The organism is Curtobacterium sp. GD1, assembly GCF_020882855.1.
Taxonomy (GTDB): domain Bacteria; phylum Actinomycetota; class Actinomycetes; order Actinomycetales; family Microbacteriaceae; genus Curtobacterium.
The window spans coordinates 30,379-49,903 of the sequence record NZ_JAFEVQ010000007.1 but is presented as its reverse complement, the minus strand read 5'-3'; the positions used below and the strand labels follow the sequence as shown (position 1 = coordinate 49,903).

The 19,525-nt window shown below is 74.0% G+C and carries 7 protein-coding genes; 3 read left to right on the top strand and 4 right to left on the bottom strand.

Going from position 1 to position 19,525, the window contains the following annotated elements; genetic code table 11:
• Positions 1-5 precede the first annotated feature (5 nt).
• From JSX79_RS05410 to JSX79_RS05395, 4 genes are all read right to left on the bottom strand, one after another.
• Complete coding sequence (locus JSX79_RS05410) at positions 6-473, bottom strand: hypothetical protein (RefSeq protein ID WP_229085387.1); 468 nt, start codon at positions 471-473, stop codon at positions 6-8.
• Positions 470-15,688 carry a CARDB domain-containing protein gene (locus JSX79_RS05405; RefSeq protein ID WP_229085386.1) on the bottom strand — a complete coding sequence of 5,073 codons (15,219 nt, stop codon included), beginning with the start codon at positions 15,686-15,688 and terminating at the stop codon, positions 470-472. The genes JSX79_RS05410 and JSX79_RS05405 overlap by 4 nt, the downstream gene beginning before the upstream one ends.
• Before the next feature lie 184 nt (positions 15,689-15,872).
• Positions 15,873-16,508: a TrmH family RNA methyltransferase gene (locus JSX79_RS05400; protein ID WP_092384622.1), complete on the bottom strand. Its 636-nt coding sequence runs from the start codon at positions 16,506-16,508 to the stop codon at positions 15,873-15,875.
• A gap of 28 nt (positions 16,509-16,536) precedes the next feature.
• Positions 16,537-17,214: a TetR/AcrR family transcriptional regulator C-terminal domain-containing protein gene (locus tag JSX79_RS05395; protein ID WP_229085385.1), complete on the bottom strand. Its 678-nt coding sequence runs from the start codon at positions 17,212-17,214 to the stop codon at positions 16,537-16,539.
• A 178-nt stretch (positions 17,215-17,392) separates the two neighbouring features.
• Here JSX79_RS05395 and JSX79_RS05390 point away from each other — a divergent pair, with 178 nt between their 5' ends.
• From JSX79_RS05390 to JSX79_RS05380, 3 genes are all read left to right on the top strand, one after another.
• Positions 17,393-18,190, top strand: a complete 798-nt coding sequence (locus JSX79_RS05390; RefSeq protein ID WP_070417042.1) for an HAD-IIA family hydrolase — start codon at positions 17,393-17,395, stop codon at positions 18,188-18,190.
• Positions 18,191-18,192: 2 nt separating this feature from the next.
• Positions 18,193-18,987: a methyltransferase domain-containing protein gene (locus JSX79_RS05385; RefSeq protein WP_229085384.1), complete on the top strand. Its 795-nt coding sequence runs from the start codon at positions 18,193-18,195 to the stop codon at positions 18,985-18,987.
• A gap of 118 nt (positions 18,988-19,105) precedes the next feature.
• On the top strand, positions 19,106-19,519 hold the full coding sequence (locus tag JSX79_RS05380; RefSeq protein ID WP_229085383.1) for a hypothetical protein: 414 nt from the start codon (positions 19,106-19,108) through the stop codon (positions 19,517-19,519).
• The last annotated feature ends 6 nt before the right edge of the window (positions 19,520-19,525 follow it).

Sequence of the window (19,525 nt, the reverse complement as noted above, 5' to 3'; positions counted from 1 at the left end):
GGCCGTCAGGCCGCGAAGCGCTCCACGCGCAGCACGCAGGAGAGGCCGCTCTCCGAGGTGTCGATCGTGGTGTCCCAGTCCTCCGACGCACCGGCGCCGACGGCGGCGACGTCGACCTCCTTCACGGCGCGGGTGTCCGACTGCCCCTTGAGCAGCGAGACGTAGATGCGGTAGCCCTGGCCCGTCTTCTCGGGGTTCTTCACGGTCCCGGCGACGGCCCACGACGAGCCGGAGCGCTTGCACGAGGTGACCTGCACGTCGGACTTCGCGCCCACGAACTCACCGGTGCCGCCGGCCGGGGTCTCCACGTCGGTGATCGCCGGACGCTCCGTGGCGGCCGTGGTCGAGGACGCCGAGGGCTTCCCGTCGGGGCCGTCACCGCCCGAGCAGCCGGCGAGGCCGACGCCGAGGGCGGCGACCCCGGCGAGTGCCAGGAGCCGGACGGACAGGGAGCGCGAGGGGCGCAGGGTCATCGGTGTTCCTTCCTGGGGCGACGGCGGCTCCCGATGACCGCCGTTGCGATGCCGAGTGCCACGAGGAGTGCGGCCACGGCGATTGCCGGCACGGGGTCGGACCCGGTGAACGCGAGGGCAGGGACCCCCGCGGCCGGGTGGACCGCGATCCGGACGGTGTCGGGCGCTGAGGTGATCGGGCCGGTGCCGGGCAGGGTCCCGGGCGTCGGCGTCCCGATCGCCGTCGCGCTGTTCTCGACGCTACCCGAAGCGCCGTCGGCCTGACCGACCACGTAGGTCGCCGTGGCGGTCACGCGCTGCCCGGGGGCGAGGACGCCCGCGGCGCCGGGCCACTGCCCGTAGACGACGTCGGAGAGCCCGGCGAGCCGGTCGTCGACGTGCACGCCGCGCAGGGTGACGGTGCCGGTGTTCACGAGCGTGAAGCCGTACTGCAACTGCTGCCCCACGGCGCCGTCGGTCCCGGTGGCGTACTGCACGGTCTTGTCGATCGTGAGCGAGCCGCGGCCGGCGACGGGTGCGGTGGCCGAGGAGGCTCCGCTCGTGACGTCGGTGCCGTCCGGTCCGGTGCCACCGACGGTCGCGGTGTTCACCACGCCGCCGGCGTCGACGTCCGCCTGGGTGATGCGGTAGCCGGCGGTACCGGTCGCCTGCTCACCGGGGGCGAGCGTGCCGGCGGTGCCCGGCCAGGTCCAGGTGACGTCGGTGAGCCCGGCGAGGCCGTCGTCGAGCGTGACGCCCGTGATCGGCGCGGAGCCGTCGTTCGTCACGGTGAACGTGTAGTCCACGCGGTCCCCGACGGCGCCGGTCGCCCCGGCCGCGAGCACCCCGCGCTTGTCGAGCGTCAGGTGCGGCGCGTTCGGCAGTGAGACCCCGGCCTCGGAGGTGTCGGTGACGGTGCTGCCACCCGGAGCGGTGCCGACGACCGTCGCCGGCGAGGACAGCGACCCGGCGTCCACGTCCGCCTGGGTGACGACGACGGTCGCGTCCACCTCGACGGTCTCGCCCGGCAGGAGCACGCCCGGTTCGCCCGGCCAGGCGTAGGTCATCGCGGAGACCCCCGCTCCGGCGTCGCGCACGGTGACGCCGCGCAGGGTCGTGTCCCCGCCGTTCGTGACGACGTAGTGGTACCGGACGGTGTCGCCGGCGGCGCCGGTCGTCCCCGGGGCCAGGGTCGCGGTCTTCACGATCGAGATCCCCGCGGCCGCGGTGCCCGTCGGGACCGTCGCGGCGCCGCCGCCGTCCACCACGACGCCGTCCGGTGCCGTGCCGGTCGCCCGTGCGGTGTTCACGACCCCGCCGGCGTCGACGTCCGCCTGGCCGACGGTGCTCGTGCCCGTGACCCGAGCGGTCTCGCCCGGCGCGAGGGTGCCCTCCGCCGCCGGCCACGCCGTGTCGGTGGTCCGGAAGCCGGCGAGGTCGTCGGTGACCGCGACCCCGGTGAGCGTGACGATGCCGCTGTTCCGGACGTCGATCGTCCAGCGGAGCTCGGTGCCACGGCCCGCAGTGGTCCCGGATGCGGGTGCGCCGGACTTCGTGACGGTCAGGGCCGGGGTCCCGGTGACGGTGGTCGACCCGGCGTCCGAGGCCCGCACGGTCGCGCCGGCCGGGCTCGTGCCGGTCGTGGTCGCCGTGCTCGAGACCGAACCGCGGTCGACGTCCTGCTGGGTCAGCGTGTACGTCGCCGTGGCCGTGGCGGTCTGCCCGGGTCGGAGGACACCGGACGTCGCGGGCCAGTCGACCGAGATCGCGCCGAGGCCGGGCTGGCCGTCCGCGACGGTGACCCCGCGGAGGGTCGCGGCCCCGGTGTTCGTGATCGTGAACGTGAACGCCACCTGGTCGCCCGCACGCCCCGGGGCACCGTCGGCGAGGCGCTGGGTCTTCACGATGTCGATGCCGGCGTCGGCCGCGGCGAGGGGCACCGTGGCGCTGCCCGCGGCCGAGACCGGGCCACCGGTCGGCGGGTTCGCCGTCGCCGTCGCGGTGTTCACGACGCTGCCGGCGTCGACGTCCTCCTGCGTGACCGTGTACGCCGCGGTCGCGACGACGTCAGCCCCGGGGGCGAGCGTGCCGTCGAACCCGTCCGGGTACGCCAGCGCGCCGAGCCCCGGCAGCGGGTCGCTGGCGGCGACGTCGCGCAGGGTGGTGGTGCCGGTGTTCCGGATCGTCAGGCGGTAGTCGACGGCGTCGCCGACGGACCCGGCCGCACCGTCCGCGAGCGCGCCGTCCTTGCCGACGGTGAGCGCCGGGGCGCCGGGCAGCACGAGCGTCGCGTCCGCGCTGGCCGTGACGTCGGTGCCGGTCGGCGGCGTGCCGTTCGTGGTCGCCGCGCTCCCGGTGCTCCCGCGGTCGACGTCCGCCTGGGTCAGCGTGTACGTCGCGGTCGCGGTGACGACCTGCCCCGGTGCGAGCGTGCCCGGGGTCCCGGGCCAGTCGTACGACACGGTGCCCACGCCGTCCTGCGCGTCGGCGACCGTGACGCCGGAGAGCGTCGACGTCCCGCTGTTCGTCACCCGGTAGGTGAACGTCACGACGTCGCCGGCCCGCGGGGCGGTGTCGCCGTCCGGCAGCGTGGCGGTCTTCGTGATCCCGATGCGGGCGTCGGCGGGGCCGGTCTCGACCGTCGCCGTCGCGTCGGCGGTGACGACGGCGCCGTCCGGCGCGGTCCCGGAGGCGGTGGCCGGGTTGGTCACCCGTCCCGCGTCGAACTGGGCCTGCGTGATCGTCGAGGTCGCCGTCGCGGTGACGGTCTGCCCCGGTGCGAGCGCGCCCGGGGTGCCGGGCCAGGTGCCGAACGTCACGTCGCCGGTGCCCTGGAGCTGCTGGGCGATCGCGGTCCGGTCGAGGGACACGGTGCCGGAGTTCGTCACGGTGTACGTCCACTGCACGGTGTCGCCCACGGCGCCGGTCGCGCCGGGTGCGAGCGCACCCTGCTCGGCCAGCTCCAGGGCCGGGCGCGCGGTGATCGCGACGGCGGCGGTGTCGGCAGCGTCGACGGTCGCGCCACCGGGTGCGGTGCCGGTCGCGGTGACGCGGGAGACCTGGGTCCCCTCGTCGACGTCGGCCTGCGTGAGCGCGTAGGCCGCGGAGGCGCGTGCGGACTCCCCGGGTGCGAGCACCCCGGTGGTCCCCGGCCAGGCGATCGTGATCGCGGACGTGCCGGTCTGCGCGTCGGCGAGCGTCACACCGCGGAGCGTCGACGTGCCGGTGTTCGTCACGACGTAGCCGAACTCGACGGTGTCGCCGGCCCTGCCGGTCGCGCCGTCGGCCAGGCTCGCGGTCTTCGTGACGGCGATCTGCTGGGTCGAGGCGCGCAGCGCGACCGTCGCACCGTCCCGCTGCGGACCGGGGTCGCTCACGCCGGTCGGCACGGTGGCGTCGGCGGTCGCGGTGTTCACGACGCTGCCGGCGTCGACGTCCGACTGCGTGACGGTCGAGCGTGCCGTGGCGGTCACCGACTGCCCGGGCAGGAGCTGCCCGGCGGTGCCGTTCGGCCACGTCCCGACGACGGGCGCGGAGACCCCGGGCAGGGCGTCCGCGACCGAGACGTCGGTGAGCGTGACGGTGCCGGTGTTCGTCACCCGGTACGTCCAGTCGATGCGGTCGCCCAGGTCGCCCCGGTCGCCGTCCGCGAGCACGCCGGTCTTGTCGAACGTCCACGACCCGGTGCGGACGGTGTCCAGGCCGCCGTCGGCCGTGGCGGTGACGACCTCGCCGGAGGGGACGGTCGCCGTCGTCGTGGCGGTGCTCGCGATCGAGCCCCGGTCGACGTCCGCCTGGGTGAGCGTGTACGTGGCGGTCGCGGTGACGGACTGCCCGGGCGCGAGCGTGCCGACGGTGCCGGGCCAGGTGCCGTAGGTCACGGCGCCGAGGCGCGTCTGGTCGTCGTCGAGCGTGACGCCGGTGAGCGTGCGGTTCCCGGGGTTCGAGACGGTGAACGTGAGCGTGACGGTGTCGCCGGCGACCCCGGTGCCCGAGGTGACGCGCTCGTCCTTCACGAGCGCGATCGCGTCGGACGGGTCCGCGGTGCGGATCGTCGCGCCGTCGGTCGCGGTCACCGGTGCGCCGGTCGGCGGGTTGCCGACGACGGTCGCCTGGTTGACGACGCTGCCGGCGTCGACGTCGGCCTGGGTGACCGTGTACGTCGCCGTCGCGGTGACGACCGCGCCCGGCGCGAGGGTCCCCGCCGTGCCCGGCCAGTCGGCGTCGATCGCGGAGAGCCCGGCGAGCCGGTCGGACGCCGTGATCCCGGCGAGGGTGACGCTGCCGGTGTTCTCCGCGCGGAACGTGTAGCGCACGGTGTCGCCGACGCGACCGGTCCCCCCGTCGGCGTACGCGGCGGTCTTCGACAGCGTGATCGACGGCGACGGGGCGATCGTCACCGAGCGGGTGTCGGCGTCGCTGACGCCGGTGCCGCCGGGGGCGTTGCCCGTGGCCGTGACGGTGCTCGTCAGGGTGCCGCGGTCGACCTCGGCCTGGGTGAGCACGTGGGACGCCGTCGCGGTGACGGTCTCCCCCGGTGCGAGGCGCCCGGCGCTGCCCGGCCACGTGCCGTACACGACGGTGGACGCGTCGGTCTGGTCGTCGCGGGCGGTGACGCCGGTCAGGGTGACGTTGCCGGTGTTCGTGATCGCGTAGGTGTACTCGACGCGGTCGCCGGCGACACCGGTCGCCCCGCTCGCGAGCGCCGCGGTCTTCACCACGCCGATGCGCGGGCCGGACGCGGCGGTCTCGACGGTGGTGCCGTCGGTCCCGGTCACGTCGGAGCCGTCGGGTGCACGCCCCACGACGGTCGCGGTGTTGGTGACGGCGCCGGCGTCGACGTCGGACTGCGTGATCGTGTACGTCGCCGAGGCGGTGACGGTCTGGCCCGGGGCGAGGACGCCGACCGCTCCCGGCCACTCGTCGACGGTCGGGTCGCTGAGACCGGGCATGCGGTCGATGAGGTCGAGCAGCGTGACGGTCACGTTGCCGGTGTTCGTGGCCGTGAAGGTGTAGCGGATGCCCTCGCCCGCGGACCCGGTCGCACCGGGCGCGAGCCGACCCTGCTTGAGCAGGGTGAGCCCTGGAGCCTGGGCGAGGTCGACGCCGGCGGTGTCGGTGGCGCGCACCGTGCCTCCCGTCGGTGCCGTGCCGGTGGCGGTGGCGGCACTCGCGACGCGACCCGCGTCGAGGTCCGCCTGCGTGAGCGCGTACGTCGCGGTCGCGGTGACGGACCGGCCCGGAGCGAGCGTGCCCGCGGTGCCCGGCCACGTGCCGTACGTGACCGCGCTCGTGCCGGTCTGGGCGTCCGCGACCACGACGTCCCGGAGCGTCTGGTTCCCCGTGTTCGTGATCGTGTAGCCGAGCCGGACCGTGTCACCGACGGCCGGGGTGCCGGTCGCGGTGCGCTGCTCGGTCTTCGTCAGCGCGATCGCGGGCGCTCCGTCGTCCGTGCGGATCGTCGCGCTGTCGGATGCCGTGACGTCCGCGCCGCGCGCCGGCGTCGCCGTGACGGTCGCCTGGTTGACGACGGCGCCCGCGTCGACGTCGGCCTGCGTCACCGTGTAGCCGGCCGTCGCGGTGGTCGACTGTCCCGGTGCGAGCGAGCCGTCGCCGTTCGGGCCGGCCTCCACCGTGATCGTGCCGAGTCCGGCGAGGCGGTCCGTCACGCGGGCCGAGCCGAGCGTGACCTGGCCCGTGTTCGTGACGGTGAAGGTGTAGCGGACGGTGTCGCCGACGCGGCCGGTGCCGCCGTCGACGTACGCGGCGCGCTTCGTGACGCCGACGCCCGCGGCCGCGGTGAGCGCGACGGAACCCTGCGCCGTGTCGCCGACCCGGGTGCCGGTCGGGCCCGTGCCCGTCGTGGTCGCGGTGCTCGCGACGCTGCCGCGGTCCACGTCCGCCTGGGTCAGCGTGTACGACGCCGTGGCCGTGACGGACCCGCCGGGCGCGAGGGTGCCGACGGCGGTCGGCCAGGTGCCGAACACGATGTCGGACAGCCCCGCCTGGGCGTCCTCGAGCGCGACGGCGGACAGCGTCGCCGTGCCGGTGTTCGTGATGGTGTACCCGAACCGCACGGTGTCGCCGGCGGTGCCGGTTGCACTGCCGGCGAGTTGCTCGGTCTTGTCGAGCCGGATGCCGGGCACCGCCGTGGCGAGCGCGACGGTCGCGGCGTCGGACGCCGTGACGGTGTCGCCCGCGGGGGTGCGGCCGGTGACGGTGGCGTCGTTCAGGACGCCGCCGGCGTCGACGTCGGCCTGGGTGACGCGGTACGTCGCGGTACCGGTGACGAACTGCCCGGGGGCCAGCCGTCCGGCGGCGGTCGGCCAGTCGGCGACCTCGACGTCGGACACCCCGGCGAGGACGTCGGCGACCTCGACCCCGCTGACGGTGACGGTGCCGGTGTTGGCGACGCGGAACGTGTAGCGGACGGTGTCGCCGACGGCACCCGTCGAGCCGCCGAGGCTGCCGGTCTTGTCGATCGACAGGGCGCCACGCGGTGCCACGGTCACGCCGCCGTCGTCGGACGCGGCCACGTCGGCGCCGCGGGGCGGCGTGCCCGTGGTCGTCGCGGTGCTCGCGATGCTGCCGCGGTCGACGTCCTGCTGCGTGAGCGCGTACGTGGCGTGGGCGACGACGGACTGCCCGGGCGCGAGGCGTCCGGCGGTGCCACCGGGCCAGGCGTCGAACCGGACGGCGGACAGACCCTGCTGCGAATCGGTGACCCCCACGCCGCTGAGCGTGACGTCGCCTGAGTTCGTGACCGTGAAGGTGAGGTCGACGGTGTCGCCGGCGGCGCCCGCTCCCCGGTTCGTCTCGGTCTTCTGGATCCCGATGCCCGGCGCTCCGGTCGTCGTGACGACGGTGCGCGTCCCCGATCCGGACACGGTCGTGCCGGCGGGGGTGGTGCCCGTGGTGGTCGCGGTGTTCGCGATCGACCCGGCGTCCACGTCGTCCTGCGTGACCGTGCGGTCCGCCGTGACGACGACCGCCTGGCCGGGCGCGAGGGTGCCCGCCGTGGCGTTCGGCCACGTCGTGGTGGGGGTGCCGAGCCCGTCGAGCGGGTCGTCGACCGTCACGGCGGTGAGGGTGGTCTGCCCCGCGTTGGTCGCGGTGACGGTGTACCGGACGACGTCGCCGACCCGGACGGCACCGACGTCGCCGGCGCCGACGACCGCGGCCGTCTTGCGCGTCGACACGGCCGAGGTCGGGTCGAGCACGACGCTGCCGTCGTCGGTCGCCGAGACCGCGGCTCCGCTGCGCCGGTCGGTCGCGGTGGTGGTGGCACCGCTGGACAGTGCGACGTGGCCGTCGGTGTCCGCCGCGGCACGGTCGACGTCCGCCTGGGTGAGCCGGTGGCTCGCGGTCGCGGTCACCGACTGGCCCGGGGCGAGCGTGCCGGTCGTCCCGGAGGGCCAGGCGCCGAACACGATGCCGGACAGCCCCTGCTGCTCGTCGGTCAGCCCGACGCCCGTCAGCGTCGTCGTACCGGTGTTCGTGATCGTGTACCCGAAGCGCACGGTGTCACCGGCGACGCCCGCGGACCCGTCGGCGACGGCCTCGGTCTTGTCGAGGGTGATCGTCGGGGCGCTCGCGTCGACCGCGGTGGTGCTCGTGGCGGTCTTCGTGATCGCGGCGCCCGCGGGCGGGCTGGCGACGGCGTTCGCGGTGTTCACGACGCTGCCGGCGTCCACGTCGGCCTGGCTGATCGTGTACGCCGCCGTGGCCGTGGCGACCTCGCCCGGTGCGACCACCCCGGGGCGGGACGGGTCCGGCCACGTGTACGACAACACCCCGACGCCCTGCAGCTGGTCGGTCATCTGCAGCAGGTCGAGCGTGGTGTTGCCGGTGTTCCGCGCGGTGAGCGTGAAGCGGAGGTCGTCGCCGACGGCCGCACTGCTGCCCGCGGGCACGCCGGACTTCGTGAAGTCGAACGTGTTCACCTGCGTGACGGGCACCGTCCGGTAGCTCGTCGCGGTGACGGCCGCGCCGCCGTTGGACGGGGTGCCGCGGGTCATCGCCGGGCTCGTGACGTACCCGGCGTCGATGTCCGCCTGGGTCAGCGTGTGCACGGCGGTGGCGGTGACGGTCTGGCCGGGGGTGAGCGTGCCGGTGGTCCCGGACGGCCACGTGCCGTACGTCACGGCGCCGTCGCCGGGGTCGGCACCGGCGTCGGTGATGCCCACGCCGGTCAGCGTGAAGTCGCCGGTGTTGGTCACGGTGTACGCCAGGTCGACCGGGTCGCCGGGCCGCGGCGCACCACCAGAGCCCGGGACGGACGCGTCCTTGACGATGCCGATCGCGGCGGTGTTGTCGGCGTCGGTGGCGATCGTCACGGTCGCGTCGCGGCTCGTGGTGGCTCCGGCGGGTGTGGTTCCGGTGACGGTCGCCGTGTTCGTGATCGCGCCGGCGTCGACGTCGGCCTGCGTCACCGTGTACCGCGCGGTGGCCCGGAGCCGCTCGCCGGGTGCGAGGGACCCGGCCGTGCCGCCGGACCACTCGAGGTCGCGGAGCTGGCCGGCGGCCGCCGCGTCGGCGACCGGGGTCGAGGCGCCGAGCCCGATGAGCTGGTCGCGCAGGGCGAGGCCGCTCAGGGTGACGGAACCGGTGTTCGTCGCGAGGAACGAGAAGACGACGGTGTCGCCGACCCGGCCGCTCTGCACGGCGCCGTCGGCGGACTGGCCGTAGCGGGCGGTCTTCGTCAGCGTCACGGCCGGGGTCGGCGTGATCGTGACGCCGTCGGTCGCGGTCGCGGTGACGCGGGTGCCGGCCGGGGTGGTGCCGAACGCGGTCGCCGCCGAACGGATGCCGCCGGCGTCGACGTCGGACTGGCTGAGCGTGTAGGTCGCCGTGGCGGTCGCCGAGCGACCGGGGGCGAGCGTGATGGTGGTGTCGCCGTCGGCGAAGACGACGCTCGAGATGCCACGCTGGGCGTCCTGCACGCCGACGACGGTGAGCGTCACGTTGCCGGTGTTCGTGACGACGTAGCGCATGTCGACCTGGTCGCCCGCGGTCGCTGCGCGGGTCGTCGAGCCGTCGGCGTCGAAGGTCTCGGCCTTCGTGACGGCGAGCCCCGGTGCCGCGCTGGAGGTGGGGACGGTCGCGGCGGCCGTGGCGGACACGGTGGCCGGGTCGGTGCCGGTCGGTGCGGTGCCGGTGACCGAGGAGGTGTCGACCAGGGCGCCGGCGTCGACGTCGGCCTGGGTGACGGTGGAGGTGGTGGTCGCGGTGACGGTCTGGCCGGGTGCGAGGGTGTTCGGCGCGTTCGGCCAGGCGTACGTCACCGTCCCGCCGAGCGCGTGCACGACCTCGGGCACGGTGAGCGTGACGGAACCGGTGTTCGTCGCCTGGTACGTCCACGTGACGACGGAGCCGACGCCGCCGGACCCGCTCGTGACGGACCCCGTCTCGGTCAGGGACACCGCCGGGGTGCGCTTCGTGCCCACCGAGCCGGTGTCGGTCGCGCGGACGGTGGTGCCACCGGGCGACACAGCCGTGGTGGCGGCGTCGCTCGAGACGGTGCCCCGGTCCACGTCCGCCTGGGTGAGCGTGTAGGTCGCGGTGACCGTGACGGACTGCCCGACGCCGAGGGTCCCCGCGGTGCCGGACGGCCACGTGCCGTAGGTGAACGCGGAGTGGCCGGACTGCTCGTCGGTCAGGGTCACGTTCGTCAGGGTCTGGTTGCCGCTGTTCGTGATCGTGTACCCGAGCCGGACGGTGTCACCCGCGACGCCGGTGGCACTCGTGGCGAGGCGCTCGGTCTTCGCGAGGGAGATCGCCGGCGCACCCGAGGCCGGGGTGACCGTGGCCGCGCCGGTGGCCCGGACGGTGCCGCCGGTCGGGGTGGTCGCCGTCGAGGTCGCGGTGTTGACGATGCTGCCGGCGTCGATGTCGGACTGGGTGACGGCGTAGGTCGCGGTCCCGCGCACGGTCTGCCCCGGCGCGAGGGTGCCCGTGGTGCCGGACGGCCACGTGCCGAACGTGATCCCGGACAGCCCGGCAAGCTGGTCGCGCACCCCGACGCCCGTGAGCGTGGTGGTGCCGGTGTTCGCGACGTCGAAGCGGTACGTGACCGTGTCGCCCGCGGCGCCGGTCCCCCCGACGACGGCGCTCTTCGACACCGCGATGCCCGGCGCCGGCGTGATCGTCTGCGCGGCGGTCGCGGGCGTGGACACACCCGTCCCCTGCGGCGTGGTGCCGGACACGGTCGCACGGTTCGCCACGGTGCCCGCGTCGACGTCGCCCTGGGTCACCGTGTACGACGCGGTCGCCGTCACGGACTGCCCCGGTGCGAGTCGCCCGGCGGCACCGGGCCAGGTGTACGTCAGCGTCCCGAGCCCCGCGTGCGGGTCGGTGATCGTGACGCTGGTCAGGGTCTGGTTGCCGGAGTTCGTGGCGCGGAACGTGTAGTCCAGGGTGTCGCCCGCGCGGCCGGTGTACCCGGTGCCCGTGGCGACCGACTTGGTGAACCCGAGCGCGGGCGACCCGGTGAGCGGGATGGTGCCGGAGCCCTGCGCGGTGGCGGTCGAGGTGCCCGACGGGCCGGAACCGGTCGCCGTCGCGGTGTTCGTCACCGAGCCGGCGTCGAGGTCGGTCTGGGACACCGTGCCGGTCGCCGTCGCGGTCGCGGTCTGCCCCGGGGCGAGCGTGCCGGCGGTCCCGGGCCACGAGTACGTCAGCCCGGACAGCCCGGCGAGCGAGTCCGTCGCCCCGACCGAGGTCAGGGTGGTGGTCCCGGTGTTCGTGATGCGCAGGGTCCAGGTGGTGCGGTCACCCGCGGTGCCGGTCGACCCGGCGTCGAGCGCGCCGGACTTCGCGACGCTGATCGCGACGGTCCGGTCGACGGACACCGACGCGGCGGTCGCCTGCGAGACCAGGGTGTTGCCGGGGGTGGTGCCCGCGACGGTCGCGGTGTTCCGGACGGTCCCGGCGTCGACCTGCGCCTGGGTCAGCGTCGAGGTCGCGGTGGCCGTGACGGTCTGCCCCGGCGCGAGGCGTCCGGTGGTCCCCGGCCACGAGTACGTGATCGCCGACAGGCCCGCGAGCTGGTCGGTGATCGCGACGCCCGTGAGCGTGACGTTGCCGGCGTTCCGGGCGCTGAACGTCCAGTTCACGGTGCCACCGGCGGTCGGCGAACCGGACCCCGCGACGGCACCCGTCTTCGTGAACGACAGGGCGCCGGACGACGGGACGGGCAGCGTGTTCGGGCTGCTGGCCGTGACGGACCCCTGCGCGGGCGTGGTCGCGGTCGCGCGGGCCGTGTTCACCACGCTGCCGGCGTCGACGTCGGCCTGGGTGAGCGTGTACGTCGCGGTGGCCGTGACGGTCTGGCCCGGAGCGAGGGTGCCCGCGGTCCCCGAGGGCCAGGTGCCGTACACCGGCGTGGAGACACCGGCGAGGGCGTCGCCGATGCGCACGGCGGTGAGCGTCTGGTTGCCGGTGTTCCGCGCGGTGAACGTGTAGTCCACGGTGTCACCGGCGCGACCGGTCGCGCCGGACGCCAGCGCGCCGGTCTTCGACACGGCGATCCCCGGCGTCGCGGGCACGGTCGTCCGTGCGGTGGCGGCGTTCGTCGCGGTGGTGCCGTTCGGGGCGGTGCCGGTCGCCGTCGCGGTGTTCTGCACGAACCCGGCGTCGACGTCCTTCTGGGTCAGCCTGTAGGTCGCCGTCCCCGTGGCGCTCTGCCCGGGGGTGAGACGCCCGGCGGTGCCCGGCCACGTGTACGCGATCGTCGACAGCCCGGTGAGCGGGTCGGCGACGGTCACCCCGGTGAGGGTGGTGTTGCCGGAGTTCCGGACCGTGAACGTGTAGTCCACGGTGTCGCCGACGGCGCCGGTCGCCCCGGACGCCAACGCGCCGGTCTTGGCGATCGCGATGCCCGGTGCGCGCGACACCGCGACGGTGGCGGAGGTCGTCGACGACGCGGGCTGGCCGGAGCCGTCGGCACGGGTGTTGCCCGCGCCGGTCGCGGTGTTCACCACGCTGCCGGCGTCGACGTCGGACTGGGTGAGCGTGGACGTGGCCGTCGCGGTGACGGTCTGGTTCGGGTCGAGCTGTCCGGTGGTGCCGGGCCAGCTGTAGGTCAGCGCGGAGATGCCGCTCAGCCCGTCGGCGATCGCGACGCCGTACAGCGTGGTGTTGCCGGTGTTCGTGGCGCTGAACTGCCAGTTCACGGTGTCGCCGACCTTGCCGGAGGCACCGGTCGCCAGCGCGCCGGTCTTCGTCACGGCGATCTTCTGCGCGGCAGCGATGTTGACGGTCTTCGAGGTCTGGCCGCTCGTCACGGCGGTGCCGGACGGGTTGCTGCCGTTCGCGGTCGCGGTGTTCGTGATCGAGCCGGCGTTCACCTGCGCCTGGGTGAGCGTCGAGGTGGCCGTCGCGGTGACGGACTGGCCCGGCGCGAGCTTGCCGGTCGTACCGGAGGTCCAGGTGCCGTACGTGATCGCCGAGATCCCGGCGAGCGGGTCGGCGATGGTGACGCCGGTGAGGGTGCGGTTGCCCGCGTTCGTCACGGTGAAGGTCCAGGACACGGTGTCACCGGCCCGCCCGGTCGCGCCGGACGCCAGGGTCCCGTCCTTGACGATGGTCAGACTGGAGGCATCGGTCACCGCCACGGTCGCCGTCGCGTCCGGCGCGGTGACGGTGCCGCCGGTGGCGCCCTTCGCCGCGGCTCCGGCGGTGTTCACGACGCTGCCCGCGTCGACGTCGGTCTGGGTGAGCGCGGAGGTCGCGGTGGCGGTCACCGTCTGCCCCGGCGCGAGCGTGCCGCTCGTGCCGGACGGCCAGGTGCCGTAGGTGAGCGCGGAGACGCCGGCGAGCCGGTCGGTGATCGAGGCGGCGGTGACGGTCTGGTTGCCGGTGTTGCGCAGCGTGAACGACCAGTTCACGGTGTCGCCGGCCTTGCCCGTGGACCCGGCGGCGACGGCACCGCTCTTGGTCAGGACGAGTGCGTTCGCGGCGGGGATCGCGACGGTGGCGGTGGCGGTGGGTGCCGTGACGGTGCTGCCGGTGGCGCTCCGACCGGCGGCGGTCGCGGTGTTCGTCAGCGTCCCGGCGTCGACCTGCGCCTGGGTGAGCGTCGAGGTGGCGGTCGCGGTGACCGTCTGCCCGGGGGTGAGTCGGCCGGTGGTGCCGGACGGCCAGGTGCCGTAGGCGATGGCGGAGACGCCGGCGAGCTGGTCGGTGATCGCGGCACCGGTGATGGTCTGCGCGCCGGAGTTCGTCAGGCGGAAGGTCCAGTTCACGGTGTCGCCGGCCCGGCCGGTGCTCCCGGACGCGAGGGCGCCGGCCTTCGTCAGCGTCAGGGCGTTCGCGGCCGTCAGCGGCTGGGTGCGCGACGCGGTCGCGCTGGGCTTCGGGCCGCCGTCCGGGTCGGTGCCGGTGACGGTGGCGGTGTTCGCGACCGAGCCGGCGTCGACGTCGGTCTGCGTCAGCGTGTAGGTGGCGGTCGCGGTGACGGCCTGGCCGGGCTGGAGCGTCCCGCTGGTGCCGGACGGCCAGGTGCCGTAGGCGAGCGCGGAGAGCCCCGACAGCGGGTCGGTGATCGCGACGCCGGTGAGCGGCGAGGTGCCGGAGTTCGTGGCGGTGAACGAGTAGTTCACGGTGTCGCCCGCCTTGCCGGTGGCGCCGGAGGCGAGGGCGGAGGTCTTCGTGAGCGCGAGCGACGACAGGTACGTGTTCGTCGCGTTCGTGTCGGTGACGGTGATCGTCGGGTCGCCGGTGACCTGACCGGTCGCGGTCACCGAGCTCGTGGTGGACGCGGCGGTGGGTGGCGGCCCCGTGCACCGGACCGTGGCGGTCGCACCGGAGGCGAGTGGCCCCGCGATCGTCGTCGACGGCGTGCAGGACTCGGTGTCCGGGAAGGTCAGCTGGATGTTCGACAGCGACACCGAGCCGTTGTTCGTCACCGTGATCGTGAACGAGGTGTTCTCGGTCGCGGTGCGGTACTGGTCGTTCGTGCTGCCGTCCAGGGTCTTCACCACGCTGAGCGCCGCGGTCGGGACGGACAGCACGGCGTTCTGCAGCAGGTAGGAGTCACCGCTCGTGCCGACGGTGAGCGTCATCGACGTGTCGCCCTTGTCGACCCCGCTGAGCGTCTGGGTGTGCACGTCGACGCTCTGGTTCGTGAAGGTCGACGTGTCGCCGGTCTGCGTGTACCGCACCGACCCGTCCGCCTGGCCGACACCGATGTTGCCGGAGGCGTTCTTCGTGTTGAGCACCTCGGTCGGACTGCCGCCCTGCGGGGTGTATCGCATGTAGTCGCCCGTGATGCCGCGGTCGCCCTCGTACAGCGTGTAGCCGAACTTCACACCGGGCTGCAGCGCCGAGAACCCGGTGAAGTTGACGGTGAGCGGGCTGTCCGACGCGGCCTCGCGCACGTGGCCCTGGTAGTAGATGACCCGGTGCGGGGCGCTCGCGGCGTTGCCCGGCACGTACTTGCCGTAGTCGTAGACGACCGTGAGCGACCAGCCCGCGTAGCAGCCGGCGCCGACCGCTGCCCAGATGTTGCCGGCGCTGATGGTGAGGGCCGACCCGGTGGTGGCGTTCGCGAACGCGCCCGTGACGTCGGCGGAGGCCGAGTAGTACAGCGCGCTCGCCTGCGACGCCGGGTCCTCGAGCAGGGCCTGCGGCGCGACGGTCTGGATCGCGCCGGAGCCGACCTTGAACTGCACGCCCTGGGTCCGGTAGCCCGCGGCGGCGTCCGGTCGGGTGGCGTACCACTGCGAGCCGTTCGCCGAGTTGCCCGAGCAGGTCACGTTGCCCGCGCCGGTGAAGACACCCGTGTTGGCGCTCCAGTCCAGGTACGCCTTCGCGACGGTGGCCCCCGCCGGGATCGTCAGCGCGCCGGTCGACGAGTTCGTGGTGAAGCCGGAGACGGTGTTCGAGTTCACCATCTTGAAGTAGTCGTTGTACGACGTGGAGACGCCCGTGCCGGGGTTGTTGGCGTGCAGGTCCGTGCAGCTGCCGCTGGTGTTCGTCGCGGTGAGCGCGGAACCGGTGCAGGCGAGCACGCCGTTGCCCGTCATCGTGAAGTCGCCGTTGACCGTCGCCTGGTAGTTCGGCGACTGGTCCGAGCCGGTGCCCCACTGCACGACGGCGGCCTGGGCGACGCCCTCGGTGCCGAGTGCGACGCCCGCGGTGGGGATGAGCACGGCGAGCGCCATCGCGATCCCACGGAACCAGCGGGGACGGGCGATGGTCTCCGCGCGGTGGCGGGGACGGGGTGCGAGCAGCAAGCAGTGACCTTCCGGGCACGACGAACAGACCCTTGGGAGTGGTCGGGTCCACGCTGCCGGGTGGGATCAGGGATGTGACGACCGCCTCACAGGTCGTCCTGTCGATCTTCTGTCGCTTCTCTGACACCCGTCGCGCAAACGGGGGTTTTTCACCCTGCGATTCACCCCGTTCGGGGGACAACCCTCAGTCGGTGGCGGCGTGCTGGACGACCCAGCTGTGCATGACGATCGCCGCGGCCGCCGAGGCGTTGATGCTCCGCGTCGACCCGAACTGCGTGATCTCGAGGTGTCCGTCCGCCCCGGCGACGGCCTCGTCGGTCAGCCCGGGGCCCTCCTGCCCGAACAGGAACACGCACCGTTCCGGGATCGGCGCCGTCTCGATGCGGGACGCCCCGGGGGTGTTGTCGATCGCGATCACCGGGCGGCCCTCGTCGCGCATGGCCTCGAGGAAGGCGGCGACGTCGGGGTGGTACCGGACGTGCTGGTACCGGTCGGTGACCATCGCGCCGCGCTTGTTCCACCGACGGCGCCCGACGATGTGCACGGTGCCGGCGAGGAACGCGTTGGCGCTCCGCACGATCGACCCGATGTTGAGGTCGTGCTGCCAGTTCTCGATCGCCACGTCGAACGCGTGGCGGTGCGTGTCGAGCTCGGCGACGATGGCGTCCATCGACCAGTATCGGAACCGGTCGACGACGTTGCGGGTGTCCCCGGTCGCCAGGAGCTCCGGGTCGAGCCGCGGGTCGTCCGGCCAGGGCTCGGGGTGCGGCCCGACCCCGTTCGTCGTCCGCTCGTGGGACGGTTCGGGGACTGCGGTCACGCCACCAAGCGTACGGCGGGGTCGCCGGTCACCGGATCCGGGACTCGATCCCCGCGATGAGGACGTCGAGCCCCAGCGCGAACCGGTCCTCGTACGAGTGCGAACCGAGGATCTCCGCCACGAGCTCGTGCCGCTCCGGACGACCTGCCGCGGCCGAGCCCCGGCCGACCTGCACGCCGGTGTGCCCGACCACGAAGTCGTACACGACGAAGAACGCGTACATCGCCTCGGCGTCGGGCAGGCCGGCCGACCGGAGCGCACCGACGACCTTCGCCACGACGGCGTCGGACTCCGTCGACACCAGGGCCCCGCGGCGGCTGTGCGACTCGAGCACGAGGGGGTGGGTCAGCATGAGGTCGCGGAAGGTCGTGGCGAATGTCCGGACGACCGCGTGCCACTCGTCCGGCCAGACGAACGTCGCGGTGAACTCGTCGACCGTGCGGCGGACGAGCTCGGCGTGCAGGTCGTCCAGGCCGCCGATCGTCCGGTGCACGGTCATCGGTGCGACGCCGAGCCGGACGCCGAGCGCGCGGAAGGACAGCCGGTCGAGGCCGTCCTCGTTCGCGATGGCCGTCGCGGCGTCGATCACCTGCTCGCGGCTGAGGACGTTGGGGCGGCCACGGCGCCGTCGCGGAGTCGCCTCGGCCTGCTCCGGCGCCGTGAGGGGCCGGGGTGCGACGGGCGGGGTTCCGGGTTCGACGAGCACGGGGCGTCCTCCTTCTTCCAGTACGTGTCCCGAAAAGCCTAGGGCAAAGCCGACCGGCATTCGGTGTCTCGACCATCTCGGGTCCGCGACCGGCGCGCAAGAGCCGATCCGTGCCTCCCGGCCTTCTCCGAGCCGACGCCGAGCCGGGCCGTCACGGGCGCGCACTAGGGTGAGGGGCATGGCAACCCGCGACGAGGTCGAGTGCTGGCTGACCGACATGGACGGCGTGCTCGTGCACGAGAACCAGGCGCTCCCCGGGGCGCCGGAACTGATCCAGCAGTGGCTCGACGAGGGCACGGAGTTCCTCGTCCTGACCAACAACTCGATCTTCACCCCGCGTGACCTCAGCGCCCGGCTCCGCTGGTCCGGCATCCACGTCCCCGAGGAGCGCATCTGGACGAGCGCCCTCGCCACCGCCGACTTCTGCAAGTCCCAGATGCCCGGCGGCTCCGCGTTCGTCATCGGCGAGGCCGGCATGACCACGGCCCTGCACGAGGCCGGCTTCATCATGACCGAGACCGCCCCCGACTACGTCGTCGTCGGTGAGACCCGCAACTACTCGTTCGAGGCGATCACCAAGGCCGTGCGCCTCATCCGCGACGGTGCCCGCTTCATCGTCACGAACCCCGACGCGACGGGCCCGTCGGCCGAGGGGGTCCTCCCGGCGACCGGCGCCATCGCCGCGATGATCGAGAAGGCCACCGGCAAGCAGCCGTACGTGGTCGGCAAGCCGAACCCGATGATGTTCCGCTCGGCGATGAACCGGATCGGCGCCCACTCCGAGAACACCGGCATGATCGGCGACCGGATGGACACCGACGTGCAGGCCGGCATCGAAGCAGGACTCCACACCGTCCTCGTCATGACCGGCATCAGCGACCAGGCCGAGATCGACCGCTACCCCTTCCGCCCGAGCGAGGTCATCTCCGGCGTCCACGAGCTCGTCCGCACCGAACCCTTCGAGGTGGAGCTGTAGCGATGCGCTGGGACCCGTCGCGGTACGCCGCCTTCGCGGACGACCGCGCGCGGCCCTTCCACGACCTCGTCGCGCAGATCGCGTGGCCGGCGGGTGCGGGCCAGGAGGCGCCACGTCGCGTCGTCGACCTCGGCTGCGGCCCCGGGACCCTCACCGCCACGTTGGCAGCGCGGTGGCCTTCCGCGTCGGTGGTCGGGATCGACAGCTCGGCGCAGATGCTGGCGTCGGCGCCGACCGGCCCCGGGTTGTCGTTCGAGCTGGGCTCGATCGAGGACTGGACACCCGGCCCCACGGACGACGTCGTCGTGACGAACGCGGCGCTCCAGTGGGTGCCGTCGCACGTGTCCCTGTTGCCGCGGTGGCTCGACGCGATGCCGTCCGGGTCGTGGTTCGCGATGCAGGTGCCGGGCAACTTCGGGTCGCCGTCGCACGCGCTCATGCGGTCCGTCGCCGCCTCCGGGCCGTGGGCGCCGGCGTTGGCCGGTGTCCTCCGCGAGGACCCGGTGCTCGACCCGGCGGGCTACCTCGGCATCATGCTCGACGCCGGGTTCGAAGCCCGCGCGTGGGAGACCACCTACGCCCAGCTCCTGCCGGGCGTCGACCCGGTGCTCGACTGGGTGCGCGGGACCGGGCTCCGGCCGGCGCTGCAGGCGCTGGACGCCGCGGACCCGTCCGGCGCCCTGACCGGGGCGTACGAGGCGGAGTACGCGGCGGCGCTGCGGTCGGCGTACCCGGCGGGGGCGCACGGCACGGTGTACCCGTTCCGGCGGGTCTTCGCCGTCGGCCGCAAGCCCTGAACCGAGCCCCGTGATCGCCGCCGCTCATCGGGCGCGGCAACGCGTTGCCACCTGGTTGCTCGACCGCGTCGCCGCCACCAGACTCGGAACTCCTGAAACATCAGATTGGAGTTCCACGATGAAGCGAATCCTCTCGGTCGCCGCGGTCGGCACGATGGCGCTCGGCCTCTCGGTCGCTGCACTGCCCACCGCCGCGTCCGCCTCGGCGCCCGGACCTCGGGACCCGTCAGCCCCCGGCTGTTCGACGACGACGATGGTCGCCGACCACCTGAAGGGCTGGGTCCACTGGACGATCGAGTGCACCGAGGCCCGCACCGTCGTCGTCGACGCGACGGCGTTCTCGGGCACGCCCGACGACCACGTGATCGTGGACGAGCAGCAGGCCTCGCGGTTCGTCGCCGCGGGCGACACGTGGACGGACTTCGTCAGGCTGCCGACGGCGGGGGTCGACCAGTTCCGCGCACAGGCGGTCACGTTCGTCACCGCGGACCCGTTCGAGCGTCCGGCGATCATCGGCGGCGCCACCGGCTGATCGCCG